We start from the raw sequence: 15813 nt of genomic DNA, 5'->3' as shown, positions 1-15813 counted from the left end.
TCGCCTGTTACCCGCCCATAGCGCGTGTCGTTGGCACCATGGCGGGGTGACCCAAGTGACCGAACTCGGGACCCCGTTGCCGGCGGCCCCGCGCCCCGGTGTGCGGCGCCGTTCTCCGGCGGCCGCCGCCTGCGTGCTGGGCGGCGCCGTGGCCGCCGGACTGGGGCTCGGCTTCCTCGCCGTGCTCGTGATCGTGCTGTGGATCAGTTCCCCCTATCCGGACAGCGGCCCGGGCGGTGCGCTGCACCTCGCCGCCGGCCTGTGGCTGATGGCCCACGGGACGGAGCTCGTCCGCTACGAAACCCTCTCCGGGGTGCCCGCACCCGTGGGCGTGACGCCGTTGCTGCTGGTGGCGCTGCCCGTCCTGCTGATGCGGCGGGCGGCCCGGCTCGGCAGCGCCTCCGGGGACGCGGCCGGGGCGGACGGGGAGGAGGTGCTGCCGGCCGGCGCCGTGTTCTCCGCGGTGACCTGCGGCTACCTCACCGTGGGGGCGCTGGCCACGGTGTACGCGGCGGGCGGGCCGATGCCGGCCGATCCGCTCAGCGCCGCCTGGCACCTGCCCCTGGTGGCGGTGCTCGCCGCCGCCGTCGGGGTGTGGACCGCCAAGAGGCGGCCGCTGGGGCCGCTGCCCGACTGGGTTCCGAGGGGCGTGCGGAAGGCCGTCACGCGCCCCCGCTACGCGCTGGCGCTGCGCTCCGGGGCGGCCGGGGTACTGGTCCTGCTGGGCGGCGGCACCCTGCTCGTGGGGGCCTCGCTGGCGTGGCACGGGGCGGAGGTGCAGTCGTCGTTCCTGACGCTGACCGGGGTGTGGTCGGGGCGGTTCGCGGTCCTGCTGCTGGCGTTGGCGCTGATCCCGAACGCGATGGTGTGGGGTGCGGCCTACGGGCTCGGTCCCGGCTTCGCGCTGGGCGCGGGCGCGACGGCGACCCCGCTCGGCTTCGACGGCGCGGCGGCGCTGCCGAGGTTCCCGCTGCTGGCGGCGCTGCCGCCGGAGGGGCCGGGGACGCCGGTGACGTGGGCGGCGGCCGGAGTTCCGGTGGCCGCCGGGCTGGCGGTGGGATGGTTCGCGGTACGGCGGGCCCGGGAGGTCTCGTACGGGGAGACCGCGCTGACGGCGGCGCTGGGTGCGCTGGTGTGCGGGCTGGCGATGGCCGGTCTGGCGGCGGTGTCCGGCGGCCCGATGGGAACGGCGGCGCTGGCGAGCTTCGGGCCCGTGTGGTGGGCGGTCGGGGGTGCGGCGGCGGCGTGGACGCTGGCGCTGGCGGTGCCGTTGGCGGTCGGGGTGCACGCATGGCGGACGCGGCCGGCCCGGGGGGCGGCCGCCGAGGCGGCGGGGGACACCTGGCACGACTCGGGCGTACGGGAACTCCGCTGGGCGGCCCTCCGCAACGCGTCCCAGCCCCTGGTTCCGCCGACACCGTCCCGCCGCGCACCTGCGGCGCAGCCCCCGCCCCGGCCTCAGCCGGCCCCGGGCGCGGCCCCGGCCCCGGGTTCGCCCGCAGTCCCGGCGGCGGCTTCGTTCCGCGCCCAGGCGCAGCCCCGGGACCAGGCCCCTCCCGCGCCGCCTTACCCCGGGTGGCCCGTGCCCCCGGCCCCGGCGCCCGCTCCGCCCCTGACCCCGGGGCCGGTCCCGGCGCTCCGGGCACCGGAGCCCTCGGACCCGGTGGCGGTGCGGCCGGTGCAGGCGGAGCACCGGGCTGCCGCCGACCCGGCGGCCGGTCCGCTCGCGTCCCCGGCCCGTACGGTCGCGCCCCCCTCGGCACCCCTGCTGCCCCCGGTGGCGGGCGCCCGGATCCTGTCGCGCCGGCCCCCCGAGGACTGACGGCCCCGCGCCCCCGGCCGCTCCCGCGCGGGTGGTCGGGGGCGTCCGGCGGCCCGGCCCCCTGGAGGGCGTCCGCGACGCCGCGTCGTCGGGGCATCGGGCGCCCCACCGCTGTGCGGGGCGCCGCACCCGGCACTCGCGTCGCCGTCCCCTGCGCCGGTGGCCCGGGCCCGCCCGTGTTTCGGTACCGGGACCTGCCCGGCCCCCGGGCCGCGTCCGCCGGGTCCCCGGGAGCCGGTGTCCGAGCCCCCGGTGACCGCTTCGACCGGGGCTCCGGGCGGGGCACCCCCGGTGCCGTCGGCGCCCCCCGGCCGTTCACGCGCCTGTGATCGGTGGAGCCCGGCGCTCCGGGCCCAGGGACGGCCCAGGGGGCGTCCGTGAACTCCCGCCGGGCGTGCGGCGGGACCCGAGGGATGCCCCGCTCCGGCCTCGCGCCCCGGGCGCTCACGCCCGTGCGAGGGGGAGCCCGATCAGGCCGGGTGGGCGTTGCGGTCCACGGCACCGGCCGCGTCCGGCCGGTCGGCGCGACCCGGGCGACCGGCGCGGCCCAGGGGCGTCACGCGGTCGCGGGTGGCCGGGGGTCGGTGCGCGGGCGGAGGTGTCGGGCCCCTCGGGGCCCTGATCCCGGTCGGGCGGTGGCGGTCGCCGTGGGGCGTCGCGTCAGGACGGGCGGGGTGAGGGGCCGTCCTCGGTGGTGAGGAAATGGACGTGGTGCAGTTCGGCGGGCGCCAGGGGGCCGAGGCCGAGCAGGGCGGGGTCGTCCTGGACCCGGTGCCAGAACCCGTCTTCGGTCGGCGCGGTTCCGAGGACCACCCACGGCGCGCCGTACTTCGTTCCCGCCACCCAGACCCCGAGCAGGCGGCCGCCCGGGCCGAAGAGGTCCTCCCCGACCGGTTCCTCCTGCATCTCGGCGACCAGGCTCGACGTGTGCCGGTGCGGGCACGCGGACCGCAGGTGCCGCTGCTCCCACCGGGTGCGGAGACGTTCCGTCGCCGAGTCGGCTTCGTCGTCGGCGGCGTCCAGCGCCCCCTGGGCGGCGTTCGGGGCGGCCGGCCGGGCGACGCGTACGAGCAGCTCGTGTCCGCACGGCTGGTAGCGGAAGAGCCTGAAGATCCTGATCGCGGCGCCCACGGGTCAGCGTTGGACCTTGAGGACGTCACCCACGACGTTGTCCGGGAGCAGGGTGTTGCACTGGAGTTCCGCCGTGCGGGTCAGGGCGTCGTCGCGGCAGACGTAGAAGTCCTTGTACGCGATCTGCAGGGCGTATGAGCTCGCCGCGAGGAGCAGCGCCAGCGAGGCCGTCACCAGGCCGCTGACCGCCGCCGCCCGCTGCGGGCGGGCCGCGGGGCCGAGGGCGGCCAGGCCGTCCGGCTTCGGCGGGGTGCCGGCCACCGCCGCCGAAGCCTTCTCGGCGTCGGTCGCGGGGCGGCCCCGCAGTGCGCTGATGCCCCAGTACATGGCGAGCGCGCCCAGCAGGAGACCCATCGACGGGATCCCGAAAATGCCGAAGAAGAAGCCCCACATGCCCGCCAGCAGCGCGTACCGGGCCCGCCGCTGGACCGGGTCCATCGGGTCCCAGCGCGCCGGACCGCCCTCGGGGCCGCCGCCCGGACCGCCTCCGGGTCCCTGCCCGGGTCCCTGGCCGGGGCCCCCGGGGCCGCCGCCCGGACCTCCGCCGGGGCCGGGGCCGCCGCCGGGGGCGCCGCCGCGCGGCTTCCACGGCTGGTCGGGCCGGCCCTCGGGGGGCGCCGCGAAGGGGTTGTCGTCGGTCGAGGAGTCGGGCTGACGGCGGTCCGGCATCGAGTGCGTTACTTCCCCTGTGTCGTGGTCGCGGCGCGTGCCGCGCCCTGCGGCGCGCTCCGCGGCGTGCGCGGCTTGTATGCCAGACGCTACCGCTCGCCCGTCCCCCCGTCCCTCGGGGGCGGTCGGGTGTACAGGTATCGTTGCAGGCGGTCGGTGGCTTCGTACGGTTGCCCATGAGTCGGCACGTCGTAGTTTCGTACGACCACACAAGACGAACAACGGCATTCCCGTAAGAAAGGGCCTCCCATGCCCGCCTCCCGCCTGGTCGTGCTGGTCTCCGGCTCCGGCACCAACCTCCAGGCCCTGCTCGACGCCATCGAAGCCCATCCCGGCGGAGCCGAGGGATTCGGCGCCGAGGTCGTCGCCGTCGGCGCGGACCGCGAGAACATCGCCGGCCTGGAACGGGCGGAGAAGGCCGGGATCCCCACCTTCGTGTGCCCCGTCAAGGCCCACGCCAGCCGTGAGGAGTGGGACGCCGCCCTCACCGCCGCGACCGCCGCCCACGCGCCGGACCTCGTGGTGTCCGCCGGGTTCATGAAGATCGTCGGGAAGAGCTTCATCGACCGTTTCGGCGGCCGGTTCATCAACACCCACCCCGCCCTCCTCCCCGCCTTCCCCGGCGCGCACGGCGTACGGGACGCCCTCGCCTACGGCGCGAAGGTCACCGGCTGCACGGTCCACTTCGTGGACGGCGGCGTGGACACCGGGCCGATCATCGCCCAGGGTGTCGTGGAGGTCCGGGACGGGGAGGACGAAGCCGCTCTGCACGAGCGGATCAAGGAAGTCGAGCGTCAGCTGCTCGTCGACGTCGTGGGGCGCCTGGCCCGGCACGGCTACCGCATTGAGGGACGAAAGGTAACAATCCAGTGACCGCCGCAGAGCGCGTAGAGACCGCAGACAGCGCGAACAGCAACGAACCGACCACGACCCAGCGGCCGATCCGTCGTGCGCTCGTCAGCGTCTACGACAAGACGGGACTGGAAGAGCTGGCCCGCGGCCTGCATGAGGCGGGCGTCGCGCTCGTCTCCACCGGCTCCACCGCGTCGAAGATCGCCGCGGCCGGGGTGCCCGTCACCAAGGTCGAGGAGCTCACCGGCTTCCCCGAGTGCCTCGACGGCCGGGTCAAGACCCTGCACCCGCGCGTGCACGCCGGCATCCTCGCCGACCTGCGCCTGGAGGACCACCGCAACCAGCTGGCCGAGCTGGGCGTCGAGCCCTTCGACCTGGTCGTCGTCAACCTCTACCCCTTCCTCGCGACCGTCCAGTCGGGTGCCACCCCGGACGAGTGCGTGGAGCAGATCGACATCGGCGGCCCCTCGATGGTCCGCGCCGCCGCCAAGAACCACCCCTCGGTCGCGGTCGTCACCAGCCCCGCCCGCTACGCCGACGTCCTCGACGCGGCGAAGAACGGCGGCTTCGACCTGACCGCCCGCAAGCGGCTCGCGGCCGAGGCCTTCCAGCACACGGCCGCCTACGACGTGGCCGTGGCCTCCTGGTTCACGAACGCGTACGCGCCCGAGTCCGAGGACGCGGCGCTGCCCGAGTTCCTGGCCGGCGCCTGGGAGCGCAAGTCGACCCTGCGCTACGGCGAGAACCCGCACCAGGCCGCCGCGCTGTACACGGACGGGCAGCCGGGCGGGCTCGCCAACGCCGAGCAGCTGCACGGCAAGGAGATGTCCTTCAACAACTACGTGGACACGGAGGCCGCCCGCCGGGCCGCCTACGACCACGACGAGCCCTGCGTCGCGATCATCAAGCACGCCAACCCGTGCGGGATCGCCGTGGACACCGACGTGGCCGCGGCCCACCGCAAGGCGCACGCCTGCGACCCGCTGTCGGCCTTCGGCGGCGTCATCGCCGTGAACCGCCCGGTGACCGTCGAGCTCGCCGAGCAGGTCGCGGAGATCTTCACCGAGGTCATCGCCGCGCCCGCCTACGAGGACGGCGCGGTCGAGATCCTGGCCAAGAAGAAGAACATCCGCGTCCTGAAGGTGGACGGGACCCCGCACCAGCCGGGCGACCTCAAGCCCGTCAGCGGCGGCGCGCTGCTCCAGCAGAGCGACCTCTTCCAGGCCGAGGGCGACGACCCGGCGAACTGGACCCTGGCCACCGGTGACGCCCTGTCCCCGGCCGAACTCGCCGACCTCGCCTTCGCGTGGAAGGCCTGCCGCGCCGTCAAGTCCAACGCGATCCTGCTCGCCAAGGACGGCGCCTCGGTCGGCGTCGGCATGGGCCAGGTCAACCGCGTCGACTCGGCGAAGCTGGCCGTGGAGCGGGCGGGCGCCGAGCGCGCGCAGGGCTCGTACGCCGCCTCGGACGCCTTCTTCCCGTTCCCGGACGGGCTGGAGATCCTGACCGCCGCGGGCGTCAAGGCCGTCGTCCAGCCGGGCGGTTCGGTCCGTGACGAGCAGGTCGTCGAGGCCGCGAAGAAGGCGGGCGTGACCATGTACTTCACCGGCACCCGCCACTTCTTCCACTGACCTGAGCCGAACCGACCCGAGCTGACCGGAGCCGGCCTGAACCGGCCTGAACCGGCCTGAACTGACCGGTCGGTCCCGGGCGACGACGAAGGCCGCGCCCCGCACTGCGGGACGCGGCCTTCGTCGTACGGGCCGTGGATCAGCGCTGGCGGTTGAACCAGGCCGAGCCGTCCGACTTCGCCACGAAGACGAGGGCCAGGATCAGCAGCACCAGGTGCACCAGGCTGAGCGGGAAGAACGGGTACAGGCTCAGCAGGATGCCGACGGCCGCGTACACGATGATGCCGATGCGGACGCCGTTGCCGCCCTTGCCGATCTTGATGGCCAGCACGATCGACGCGACCATGTAGACCACGGCCAGGGCGATCAGCGCGTACAGGACACCGGAGCCGAGCTTGGCCATGTCCTCGAACTGCGCGTTGCCCTGCAGCTCCGGGTCGTCCTTCAGCTGCTGGATCAGGGCGATCGCGGCGAACAGGACGCCGATGCCGACGATCTGGAGGCCGGCGATGACCCAGAGCATGACGCGGGCGGCCTTGACACCACCGGGCATCGTGACCGGCGCGCCCGGGTAGGCGCCGCCCGGGGTGCCCTGCGGGTAGGCGTAGCCGCCCTGCGCCGGGACGCCCTGGGGGGCCTGCTGCGGGTAGCCGTAGCCGGGCTGGCCCTGCGGGGCCTGGGGCTGCTGTCCGTACGGGTTGTTCGGGTCGCCGAAGCTCATCTTGGGTGGTTCCTCCGTGGAAGTGCGGGGACGCACGGCAACACGCGCGGAGGAACTCTGGAACTAGCGGTCCGCCCCCCGGCACTGCCCGCGGCACTCTGGTCGTTGCATCGTCGTCGGGGTGACCACGGCTTGTCCAGTTGGTTCGCACGGCCCCCCTGACTTGTTGTGCAAGTGCAATCAACGGTGGACCCCGCCGAGCGCCTTGACTGGAACCGGGGCCACTCCATCCGGGAGGATGGCCGCATGACCGCCCAGATTCTCGATGGCAAGGCCACCGCAGCCGCGATCAAGTCCGAACTGACCGCCCGAGTGGCGGCGCTGAAGGCCCGGGGGATCACCCCCGGCCTCGGCACCCTGCTCGTCGGCGACGATCCGGGCAGCCGCTGGTACGTCAACGGAAAGCACAAGGACTGCGCCGAGGTGGGCATCGCCTCCATCCAGCGCGAACTGCCCGCCACGGCTTCCCAGGAGGACATCGAGCAGGTCGTCCGGGAGCTCAACGCCGATCCGCACTGCACCGGCTACATCGTCCAACTCCCGCTCCCCAAGGGAATCGACACCAACCGCGTCCTCGAACTGATGGACCCGGCCAAGGACGCCGACGGCCTGCACCCCATGTCGCTGGGCCGGCTGGTGCTGAACGAGCCGGGGCCGCTGCCCTGCACCCCGTACGGCATCGTCGAGCTGCTGCGCCACCACGGGGTCGAGATCAACGGTGCGCACGTGGTCGTCCTCGGCCGCGGCATCACCGTCGGCCGGTCCATCGGGCTGCTGCTCACCCGCAAGTCCGAGAACGCGACCGTGACCCTGTGCCACACCGGTACGCGCGACCTGTCCGGGCTGCTGCGCCAGGCGGACATCGTCGTCGCGGCGGCGGGCGTTCCGCACCTGGTGAAGCCGGAGGACGTGAAGCCGGGCGCGGCGGTGCTCGACGTCGGTGTCAGCCGTGACGAGAACGGCAAGATCGTCGGGGACGTCCACCCGGGCGTCGCCGAGGTGGCGGGCTGGATCTCCCCGAACCCGGGAGGCGTCGGCCCGATGACCCGCGCCCAGCTGCTGGTGAACGTCGTCGAGGCGGCGGAACGGATCACCAGTGCGGGCTGAGCAGGACGCGAACGCGGACGCGGACGCCACGGGCCCGGCCGCCGAAGGGCAGCCGGGGCCGGAGCGCCCGGACGCGGGCACGGAACCGGAGGAGCCCGGGGCGGCCGGGCCGGTACCGGCGCCCGGGGCCGCTGGCGCCGGGGCCGACGTGCCCGCGCCCCCGGGGCCGGAGACGCCGGGGACGCCGGGGCCCGCGCGCCCGGCCCGGGCCGGGGACCCGGGTGGTCCCGGCACGGCTGCCGGCGCCGCGGCCAGGTCCCGGCGGTTCCCCGCCGTCACCCAGGACACGGCCCGTCCCGAGGGCGGCGGCCGTGCCATCCCCGGGGCCGTGTCCGCGCCGGCGCGTCAGTGGCCGATGCTCAGCGTCCTGGCCGCCACAGCGGTCGGGCTGCTGGCCACGGCGACCGGCCATCCGCGCGCGGGCTGCCTGGTGATCGGCATCGCCCTGATCGCGGCCTCGGTGCTGCGGCGCCTGCTGCCGTCGGTGGGCATGCTCGCGGTGCGCTCCCGCTTCACGGACATGGTCACGTACGGGCTGCTGGGCGTGGCGATCACGCTGCTCGCGCTGGTCATCGGGCCCAAGCCGCTGCTGGAGATCCCGTTCCTGGAGAGCGCGGTCCGCTTCACCGTGCGCTGAGAGGCGTCACCGTGCGCTGAGTCGCGTCACCGTGTTCCCAGGCGCGTCAGGGCGCCGAGGGCCGCCGCGATCGCGGGCCGGGTCTCCGTCCCCGCCCTGACCTGCGCCTCCAGGACCCGCCCCCGGCCCGGCAGCTCCACCACCGCCGTGCCGGGCGGCGGCGCGTCGCACAGCAGCTTCGGCAGGATCGACACGGCCCGCCCGGTGGCGACCAGCCACAGCCCGGCCCGCAGGTCCGCGCACTCGTGCGCGACGCGCGGGGTGAAACCGGCGTTGCGGCAGGCGTGCACGAGCATCTCCCGGCAGCTGCTCGGGGCGGGCGCCGAGACCCAGTCGGCCTCCCGCAGCGCCGCCAGCCCCTGCCTCCCGTACGCGGGCAGGAGCTCCCGGGGCACCGCCAGGCACAGCGGGTCGTCGAAGAGGGGCACCGCCGTGGTGCCGCTCGCGGGAGGTGCGCCGAGCAGCGGGTACGCGTACGTCACCGCCACGTCCAGCCGGCGCTGCCGCAGCAGCGGCAGGGCGTCCTCGGGATCGGCCTGCACGATGCGCGGCCGCAGCCCGGGGTGGCGTGCGGCGAGCGCGGCGAGCAGCGGGGCGGCCACCGTCGCCAGCGCGCTCGGGGCGCAGCCGACGAGCAGGTCCCCGACGGGGCCGTCGTCGAGGGCCCGTACGGCGCCCTCGGCCCGTTCCAGGGCCGCGAGGACCGGCTCGCAGGCGGCGGCCAGGGCCGTTCCGGCGGGGGTGAGCCGCAGTCCGCGGCCCTCCCGCTCGACGAGGGGGGCGCCGGCCTCGGCCTCCAGGGCGCGCAGCTGCTGGGAGACGGCGGAGGGGGTGACCCGGTGCAGGTCGGCGACGACGGTCACCTTCCCGTGCTCCGCCAGGTCCCTGAGGATGACCATCCGCTTCACGTCAAGCATGAGTTCAGCTTAATGGTCCGTGTAGGAGAGGTAGCTGGACTTCACGGTTGCCGGGCGGGGATGCTCGGTCCATGAACACGCTGCACACCACGGACGCCGCGGACACCGCGAAGACCCCGGACACCGCGAACGGCAAGAAGGTCCTCCTCGTCGGGGCGAACGGAACGCTCGGCCGGGCGGTGCTCGACGCCCTGCGCGGGCGCGGCCACGAGGTCGTCACGGCCTCCCGCACGGACGCGGACGTCCACGTCGACATCACCGACCCGGAATCGGTCCGGGCGATGTACGACGCCGTGGGTGCCGTGGACGCGGTGGCCTGCGCGGCGGGCAGCGTGCCGTGGCGGCCGCTCGGGGAGCTCACCGTCGAGGACGTCCGCGCCGGACTGGAGGGCAAGGCCGTCAGCCAGATCGAGCTGGTCCGCCAGGGCGCCCCGCGGCTGCCCGCGCACGCCTCGTTCACCCTGATCACCGGGATCCTGGCGCGCGAGCCGCTGCTCACGGGATCGGTGGCCTCCCTCGTCAACGGCGCGGTCGAGGCCTTCGTACGGGCCGCCGCGATCGAGCTCCCCGGCCGCCAGCGGATCAACGCGGTCAGCCCGACCGTCTTCACCGAGTCCATGGACGCGTACGGGGACACCTTCGCGGGATGCGATCCCGTCCCGGTCGCCCGCGCGGCGAACGCCTACGTCCGGTCCGTGGAGGGGCACCGGACGGGCGAGGTCTTCCGCGTCGAGTAGCGGTGGCGGGGCGGTGGCGGGGTGGAGGAGCGGTGGAGCGGCCCGAAAACGGGGCCCGTGTGCCGTGGACCACAGGGGTCCGGGGGTTGGGGGCCCCGCGGGTCGGATAGCCTGACGGCGGATGTCTCTTCACGTCAAGATTCACAGGCTGCGAAGCGGCGTCCTCCCAGCACTTGGGGCAGGGACGCCCCACCGCCAGCTGTCTAACGGAGAAGGCCATGACCCGCACTCCCGTGAATGTCACCGTGACCGGCGCTGCCGGCCAGATCGGCTACGCGCTGCTCTTCCGCATCGCCTCCGGCCACCTGCTCGGCGCGGACGTGCCGGTCAAGCTCCGCCTCCTGGAGATCCCCCAGGGCATGAAGGCCGCCGAGGGCACCGCCATGGAGCTCGACGACTGCGCCTTCCCGCTCCTCAAGGGCATCGACATCTTCGACGACCCGAACCAGGGCTTCGACGGCGCCAACGTCGCGCTGCTCGTGGGCGCCCGCCCGCGTACCAAGGGCATGGAGCGCGGTGACCTGCTCTCCGCCAACGGCGGCATCTTCAAGCCGCAGGGCGCCGCGATCAACGCGCACGCCGCGGACGACATCAAGGTCCTCGTCGTCGGCAACCCGGCCAACACCAACGCGCTCATCGCGCAGGCCGCCGCCCCGGACGTACCGGCCGAGCGCTTCACCGCGATGACCCGTCTGGACCACAACCGGGCGATCTCGCAGCTCGCCGCGAAGACCGGTGCCGACGTCTCCGACATCAAGCGCCTGACCATCTGGGGCAACCACTCGGCGACCCAGTACCCGGACATCTTCCACGCGGAGATCGCCGGCAAGAACGCCGCCGAGGTCGTCAGCGACGAGCTGTGGCTCGCCGAGACCTTCATCCCGACCGTCGCCAAGCGCGGCGCCGCGATCATCGAGGCCCGCGGCGCGTCCTCGGCCGCCTCGGCCGCCAACGCCGCCATCGACCACGTGCACACCTGGGTCAACGGCACCGCCGCGGGCGACTGGACCTCGATGGGCATCCCGTCGGACGGCTCCTACGGCGTCCCGGAGGGCATCATCTCCTCCTTCCCCGTCACCACCAAGGACGGCAAGTACGAGATCGTCCAGAACCTGGACATCAACGAGTTCTCCCGTGCGCGCATTGACGCGTCCGTGGCGGAGCTCGTCGAGGAGCGCGACGCGGTGCGCGAGCTCGGCCTGATCTGATCCGCCCGTCCGGTTCACCCGGACGGATGATTTCCGCTGTCGTCCGAGCGCCCCGGCCAAACCTGGCCGGGGCGCTTTGGCGTGAATTCGGCTGTCGGGTGGATGTAAGCCGAAAATAAGGTCACCCGGTGACCGAGCCCCTGATGCCCCCGAGCGGTACGCCGGCCGGGCCCACGACTGCGCCGGGTCCTCCTCGCGTCGTTGGGGGGCTGAGCCGTGGCCGCCGGTGACGACGCCCAGGAGAACCCCCCGTCGCAGCGCTGGGAGTGGGGGCCGCGGCCCGCGGACCCGCCGCGGTCCGGACTCCCGTCCCTTCCGCCCCCGCCGCCGCCCGAGTACGTGGCCTGGACCCCGCAGCCGCCGCCGCCCCCGCCGATGCCGCCCCGGTCCTCAAGGCCGGGCGGGCCGTCGGCGCGGCGCGGGCCGCTGGTGGCGGGCGCCGTGGCCGCCGTGGTCGGCGGAGCCTGCGTGGCGGGGTGGTTCGTACTGAGCGGGCAGGGGGACGACGGGAAGGACGCGGCCCCGGCCCCGTCCGTCTCGGCGTCCGGCGCCCCGGAGCCGTCGGCGCCCCCGGCGTCCGCGGCGCCCCCCACCCGTTCGGACGGCCCGAGCGCCGGCGCGAGCCCGTCGGCGAGCGCGGGCGGTTACAGCGTGGTGCGCAACGAGGCGGGCTTCTCGGTCGCCGTCCCGGAGGGCTGGGAGCGCAGCCACGACGAGACCGGCAGCGGATCCTTCTACCGCCTGCCGGGCGACCGCAGCGCGCTCCTCCAGATCTTCCGGGTCGGCGAGTCCGCCTCGACGGGCGCGTGCGAGCTGCTGCGGCTGTCCTCGCAGACCCTGGACGACGCGAACCCCGGCTACCGGCAGGTCTCCCTCGAACCGGTCGACGGCAGCGCCTGCGAGCTGGTCTACGAGTACGACAGCGCGGCGTCCCACGGCCGCCGCCGGGGCGTGGAGCGGATCGTCACCACGCCGGGCGGCGAGCGGTGGGCCCTGCTCGCGGCCGGTCCGGCCACCGACGCCGAGACCGTACGGGCGCACCTGACGGCGGCCCTGGAGTCCTTCCGGCCGGAGTGAACGGGGTCCGCCGCCTCAGCCCTGCTTGTACTGGCCCGGGGTGTAGTGCCCCGGGACGCTGCGGGTGGTGACGCCGATCCGGTTCCAGACGTTGATCGTCGCGATCACGGCGATCAGCTGGGCCAGCTCGGCCTCCTCGAAGTGCGCGGCGGCCTTCGCGTACACCTCGTCCGGCACGAAGCCGTCCGTGAGGACGGTGACGGCCTCGGTCAGTTCGATCGCCGCCAGCTCCTTCTCCGTGTAGAAGTGCCGCGATTCCTCCCAGGCGGTGAGCTGCACGATGCGCTCGACGCTCTCGCCCGCCGCGAGGGCGTCCTTGGTGTGCATGTCGAGGCAGAAGGCGCAGTGGTTGACCTGCGAGGCGCGGATCTTGACCAGCTCGACGAGCGCCGGGTCCAGGCCCTTCTTGGCGGCGATCTCCAGGCCGATGACGGCCTTGTAGAACTCGGGGGCCAGCTTGGCCATCTGCATGCGGGGGGCGTGTTCGGCGGCCGGTGCGGTGGTGTGGGTGTGGTTGCTCATGCCTCCACCGTAAGGAGCGGGCGGCCCGCCGGTATGGTCCACATCCATGACCGGATCCTGGGCCACTTTCGGCGCCGACCTGCACCTCGACCTCTCGGCGGGCCGCGGCCTGCGCGCCGCGCTCACCGAGGCGCTGCGGGAGGCCGCGCGCAGCGGACGGCTCGCGCCCGGCACCCGCCTGCCGTCCTCCCGGAGCTTCGCGGCCGACCTCGGCATCGCCCGCAACACGGTCGCGGAGGCGTACGCCGAACTCGTCGCCGAGGGCTGGCTGACGGCCCGGCAGGGCTCCGGTACCCGGGTCGCCGAGCGGGCCCGGCCGCGCCGGGCGGCCGCCGCCGCCCGCGTACGCCGCCCCGCGCGCCGGGGGCCCGCGTACAGCCTGCTGCCCGGCTCGCCGGACCTCGCGGGTTTCCCCCGTGCGGCCTGGCTCGCGGCGGCCCGGCGGGCGCTGACCGACGCCCCGAACGAGGCCTTCGGCTACGCGGTGGACCCCCGCGGCCGGGTGGAGCTGCGCGAGGCGCTCGCCGGCTACCTGGCGCGGGCGCGCGGGGTGTACGCGGACCCCGACCGGATCGTGCTGTGCGCCGGCTTCGCGCACGCCCTGCTGCTGCTGGGCCGGGTGCTGCGGGAGCGGCGGGTGCGGGAGGTGGCGGTGGAGGGGTACGGCCTGGACCTCCACCGCGAGCTGCTGACCGGGGCCGGTCTCGGGACGCGGCCGCTGTGGCTGGACGGGGCCGGGGCCCGCACCACGGACCTGCCCGGGTTCGGGCCCCGGACCGGCGCCGTGCTCCTCACCCCCGCGCACCAGTTCCCGACCGGCGCCGCCCTCACCCCCGGCCGGCGGGCGGCGGCGGTGGACTGGGCGCGGACGACCGGCGGGCTGATCCTGGAGGACGACTACGACGGGGAGTTCCGCTACGACCGCCAGCCCGTCGGGGCGCTCCAGGGCCTGGACCCGGACCGGGTGGTCTACCTGGGCACGGCCAGCAAGTCCCTCTCCCCGGCGCTGCGGATGGGCTGGATGGTGGTCCCGCCGGACCTGCTGGACGAGGTACTGGCGGCCAAGGGCCGCACCGACTGGACCTCCAGCGCCCTGGAGCAGCTGACGCTGGCGCGGTTCGTCACCTCGGGGGCCTACGACCGGCACGTGCGCGGCATGCGGCTGCGCTACCGGCGCCGCCGGGACGAGCTGGTGGCCGCCCTGGCCGGGAAGGTCCCCGTCTCCGGCATCGCGGCCGGGCTGCACGCCGTACTGGACCTCCCGGAGGGGACGGAGCGCTCGCTGGTGCAGGCCGCGGCCTGGCAGGACCTGGCCCTGGAGGGGCTCGCGGGCTACCGGCACCCGGACTCCGCCATGCCCGCACGGGAGGCGCTGGTGGTGGGGTACGGCACCCCCTCCGACAGCGCCTGGGCCCCCGCGCTCGCGGCGCTGGTGGCGGCCCTGCCCTGAGCCCTGCGGTCAGTGGATGACGCTGAAGCTGCGCCAGGGCAGGCTGTCGGGGGCGGTGACGTTCGAGAGGGTGGTGGCGACGTAGATGCCGCCCTCCGGGTCCAGCTCCTTGCAGTCCGGCGTCCGGTACAGCACGACGTCGACGAGGGTGTTGTTGTGGACGTGGGTGGCGCCGTGCGGCACGTTGATGCGGTGGCAGCCCTTGACCGGGGTGTTGCTGTAGGTCACTTCGAGCGGCGAGTCGTGGCCGCGGAAGGTGAGGGTGCCGACCGTGCTCCGGCCGAGGCCCGAGCAGGCGGTGGCGGTGAGCAGCAGCGCTGCCGCCCCGGTGATGACGCCGATGCGCCGGAGGTGGGACATGGCACGGGTCCTCGTCTGTGCGGTGGTGGCTGTCCTTGCCCGCAGCCTGCCCCGGCCGGACGCGGGCGGCATCCGTTGCGCGGCCGGCCGGATGAACGGGGCCGGATGCCGCCCGGCGGGGCGCCCCTACGCCGGAGCCCCGGGCTCCGGCGCCGGCGGTTCGCCGAAGCGGGAGAGGGTGAGCGCGCCCGCCACCGCCACGGCGAAGCCGAGGACCGCCAGCCAGGCCAGCCCCTCGCGGGTCCGGTCGCCCAGCCAGGCCACCCCCACCAGCGCCGGGCCGACCGTCTCGCCCAGCACCAGGCCGGCGGTCGCCGCCGTCACCGAGCCCCGCTGGAGCGCGGAGGTGAGCAGCAGGAACCCGGCGGCCCCGCCCAGCAGCAGGGCGTAGAGCGCCGGGTTCGCCAACTCGCCCGGCTCGAAGGAGTCGATGAGCCGGACCGCGACCTCCACCACCCCGAAACCTGTCCCCGCCGCCAGCCCCAGCACCAGTGCGCGCGAGCCGTCCGGCAGCCGCCCCGCCGCCGCCCCCACCAGGAGGACGAGCCCGGCCGCGACCAGCAGCCCCCACCCCAGCGCCGCCGGCCCGGTGCCCGACCCCTCCTCCCCGGAAGCCAGCCCCAGCATCAGCAGCCCCGCGCACACCACGGCCACCGCGCCCCACTCCCGCCCCGACAGCCGTACGTGCAGCAGCCGCGCCGCCACCACGGCCGTCACCGCCAGGCTGGAGGCCATCGCCGCGCCCACCGCGTAGATCGGGATGTGCCGCAGGGCCACGATCTGGAGCACGAAACCGGCCCCGTCCAGGCACAGCCCCACCACGTACCGCCACTGCCGGACCGCCCGCAGGAACAGCGCGGTGTCCACGCCGGACCCCGTCCCCGGCGCCGTCGACCGGGCCGCCACCGCCTGGAGGACCGACGCCGTACCGAAGCAGACCGCCGCACCCAGGGCGCAAATCATCCCAATCAG

The 15813-nt window shown here is 75.0% G+C and carries 16 protein-coding genes; 9 read left to right on the top strand and 7 right to left on the bottom strand.

The annotated features are described in order from the left end of the window. Positions 1-46: 46 nt before the first annotated feature. Positions 47-1822, top strand: coding sequence for a DUF6350 family protein (locus ABZZ17_RS01765; RefSeq protein WP_356870871.1), 1776 nt, complete (start codon positions 47-49; stop codon positions 1820-1822). 660 nt (positions 1823-2482) lie between these two features. On the opposite strand, the gene ABZZ17_RS01760 is transcribed toward ABZZ17_RS01765, so the two are convergent. Continuing rightward, a complete protein-coding gene (locus ABZZ17_RS01760; RefSeq protein ID WP_356870869.1) occupies positions 2483-2953 on the bottom strand; it encodes a hypothetical protein in 471 nt (156 codons plus the stop codon). Positions 2954-2956: 3 nt separating this feature from the next. Next, positions 2957-3622: a hypothetical protein gene (locus ABZZ17_RS01755; RefSeq protein ID WP_356870867.1), complete on the bottom strand. Its 666-nt coding sequence runs from the start codon at positions 3620-3622 to the stop codon at positions 2957-2959. Positions 3623-3871: 249 nt separating this feature from the next. Between ABZZ17_RS01755 and purN the strand changes: the two genes are divergently transcribed. Both purN and purH read left to right on the top strand, forming a co-directional pair. Next, positions 3872-4495 carry a phosphoribosylglycinamide formyltransferase gene (purN, locus tag ABZZ17_RS01750; protein ID WP_356870865.1) on the top strand — a complete coding sequence of 208 codons (624 nt, stop codon included), beginning with the start codon at positions 3872-3874 and terminating at the stop codon, positions 4493-4495. A 68-nt stretch (positions 4496-4563) separates the two neighbouring features. Next, the gene (gene purH, locus ABZZ17_RS01745) at positions 4564-6105 is read left to right on the top strand and encodes a bifunctional phosphoribosylaminoimidazolecarboxamide formyltransferase/IMP cyclohydrolase (RefSeq protein ID WP_356871146.1); all 1542 of its coding nucleotides are present in this window, start codon (positions 4564-4566) and stop codon (positions 6103-6105) included. A 139-nt stretch (positions 6106-6244) separates the two neighbouring features. Here the strand turns inward: purH and ABZZ17_RS01740 are convergent, their stop codons facing one another. Next, on the bottom strand, positions 6245-6826 hold the full coding sequence (locus tag ABZZ17_RS01740) for a hypothetical protein (protein ID WP_356870863.1): 582 nt from the start codon (positions 6824-6826) through the stop codon (positions 6245-6247). A 246-nt stretch (positions 6827-7072) separates the two neighbouring features. Between ABZZ17_RS01740 and ABZZ17_RS01735 the strand changes: the two genes are divergently transcribed. Both ABZZ17_RS01735 and ABZZ17_RS01730 read left to right on the top strand, forming a co-directional pair. After that, positions 7073-7933, top strand: a complete 861-nt coding sequence (locus ABZZ17_RS01735; protein ID WP_356870861.1) for a bifunctional methylenetetrahydrofolate dehydrogenase/methenyltetrahydrofolate cyclohydrolase — start codon at positions 7073-7075, stop codon at positions 7931-7933. Further along, positions 7923-8570, top strand: coding sequence for a DUF3017 domain-containing protein (locus tag ABZZ17_RS01730; protein ID WP_356870859.1), 648 nt, complete (start codon positions 7923-7925; stop codon positions 8568-8570). Before ABZZ17_RS01735 ends, ABZZ17_RS01730 begins: the two co-directional genes overlap by 11 nt. Before the next feature lie 26 nt (positions 8571-8596). On the opposite strand, the gene ABZZ17_RS01725 is transcribed toward ABZZ17_RS01730, so the two are convergent. Beyond that, positions 8597-9487: a LysR family transcriptional regulator gene (locus tag ABZZ17_RS01725; RefSeq protein ID WP_356870857.1), complete on the bottom strand. Its 891-nt coding sequence runs from the start codon at positions 9485-9487 to the stop codon at positions 8597-8599. Positions 9488-9558: 71 nt separating this feature from the next. Here ABZZ17_RS01725 and ABZZ17_RS01720 point away from each other — a divergent pair, with 71 nt between their 5' ends. From ABZZ17_RS01720 to ABZZ17_RS01710, 3 genes are all read left to right on the top strand, one after another. After that, entirely contained in the window at positions 9559-10224 is a 666-nt protein-coding gene (locus ABZZ17_RS01720; RefSeq protein ID WP_356870855.1) for a short chain dehydrogenase, read from the top strand. Between the two features lie 218 nt (positions 10225-10442). Beyond that, entirely contained in the window at positions 10443-11432 is a 990-nt protein-coding gene (locus ABZZ17_RS01715; protein ID WP_356870853.1) for a malate dehydrogenase, read from the top strand. Between the two features lie 216 nt (positions 11433-11648). Further along, positions 11649-12509, top strand: a complete 861-nt coding sequence (locus ABZZ17_RS01710; RefSeq protein ID WP_356870852.1) for a hypothetical protein — start codon at positions 11649-11651, stop codon at positions 12507-12509. Between the two features lie 15 nt (positions 12510-12524). Here the strand turns inward: ABZZ17_RS01710 and ABZZ17_RS01705 are convergent, their stop codons facing one another. Further along, positions 12525-13031 carry a carboxymuconolactone decarboxylase family protein gene (locus tag ABZZ17_RS01705; protein WP_356870850.1) on the bottom strand — a complete coding sequence of 169 codons (507 nt, stop codon included), beginning with the start codon at positions 13029-13031 and terminating at the stop codon, positions 12525-12527. Positions 13032-13077: 46 nt separating this feature from the next. Here ABZZ17_RS01705 and ABZZ17_RS01700 point away from each other — a divergent pair, with 46 nt between their 5' ends. Further along, positions 13078-14481, top strand: a complete 1404-nt coding sequence (locus tag ABZZ17_RS01700) for a PLP-dependent aminotransferase family protein (protein ID WP_356870848.1) — start codon at positions 13078-13080, stop codon at positions 14479-14481. 9 nt (positions 14482-14490) lie between these two features. On the opposite strand, the gene ABZZ17_RS01695 is transcribed toward ABZZ17_RS01700, so the two are convergent. Together ABZZ17_RS01695 and ABZZ17_RS01690 are read right to left on the bottom strand one after the other, a co-directional pair. After that, positions 14491-14841, bottom strand: a complete 351-nt coding sequence (locus ABZZ17_RS01695; RefSeq protein ID WP_356870846.1) for a hypothetical protein — start codon at positions 14839-14841, stop codon at positions 14491-14493. Between the two features lie 126 nt (positions 14842-14967). After that, positions 14968-15804, bottom strand: coding sequence for a DMT family transporter (locus tag ABZZ17_RS01690; protein ID WP_356871144.1), 837 nt, complete (start codon positions 15802-15804; stop codon positions 14968-14970). Positions 15805-15813 lie beyond the last annotated feature (9 nt).

Origin of the sequence: Streptomyces sp. NPDC006512, assembly GCF_040611935.1 — a bacterium.
Classification (GTDB): domain Bacteria; phylum Actinomycetota; class Actinomycetes; order Streptomycetales; family Streptomycetaceae; genus Streptomyces.
This window is presented reverse-complemented; position numbering and strand designations above follow the sequence as displayed.

Bases quoted from the DNA above. Each gene is read 5' to 3' on its own strand.
- ABZZ17_RS01755 (WP_356870867.1), bottom strand. From the start codon at position 3,622: ATGCCGGACCGCCGTCAGCCCGACTCCTCGACCGACGACAACCCCTTC.
- purN (WP_356870865.1), top strand. From the start codon at position 3,872: ATGCCCGCCTCCCGCCTGGTCGTGCTGGTCTCCGGCTCCGGCACCAAC.
- ABZZ17_RS01740 (WP_356870863.1), bottom strand. From the start codon at position 6,826: ATGAGCTTCGGCGACCCGAACAACCCGTACGGACAGCAGCCCCAGGCC.
- ABZZ17_RS01735 (WP_356870861.1), top strand. From the start codon at position 7,073: ATGACCGCCCAGATTCTCGATGGCAAGGCCACCGCAGCCGCGATCAAG.
- ABZZ17_RS01725 (WP_356870857.1), bottom strand. From the start codon at position 9,487: ATGCTTGACGTGAAGCGGATGGTCATCCTCAGGGACCTGGCGGAGCAC.
- ABZZ17_RS01720 (WP_356870855.1), top strand. From the start codon at position 9,559: ATGAACACGCTGCACACCACGGACGCCGCGGACACCGCGAAGACCCCG.
- ABZZ17_RS01715 (WP_356870853.1), top strand. From the start codon at position 10,443: ATGACCCGCACTCCCGTGAATGTCACCGTGACCGGCGCTGCCGGCCAG.
- ABZZ17_RS01705 (WP_356870850.1), bottom strand. From the start codon at position 13,031: ATGAGCAACCACACCCACACCACCGCACCGGCCGCCGAACACGCCCCC.
- ABZZ17_RS01700 (WP_356870848.1), top strand. From the start codon at position 13,078: ATGACCGGATCCTGGGCCACTTTCGGCGCCGACCTGCACCTCGACCTC.
- ABZZ17_RS01695 (WP_356870846.1), bottom strand. From the start codon at position 14,841: ATGTCCCACCTCCGGCGCATCGGCGTCATCACCGGGGCGGCAGCGCTG.
- ABZZ17_RS01690 (WP_356871144.1), bottom strand. From the start codon at position 15,804: ATGATTTGCGCCCTGGGTGCGGCGGTCTGCTTCGGTACGGCGTCGGTC.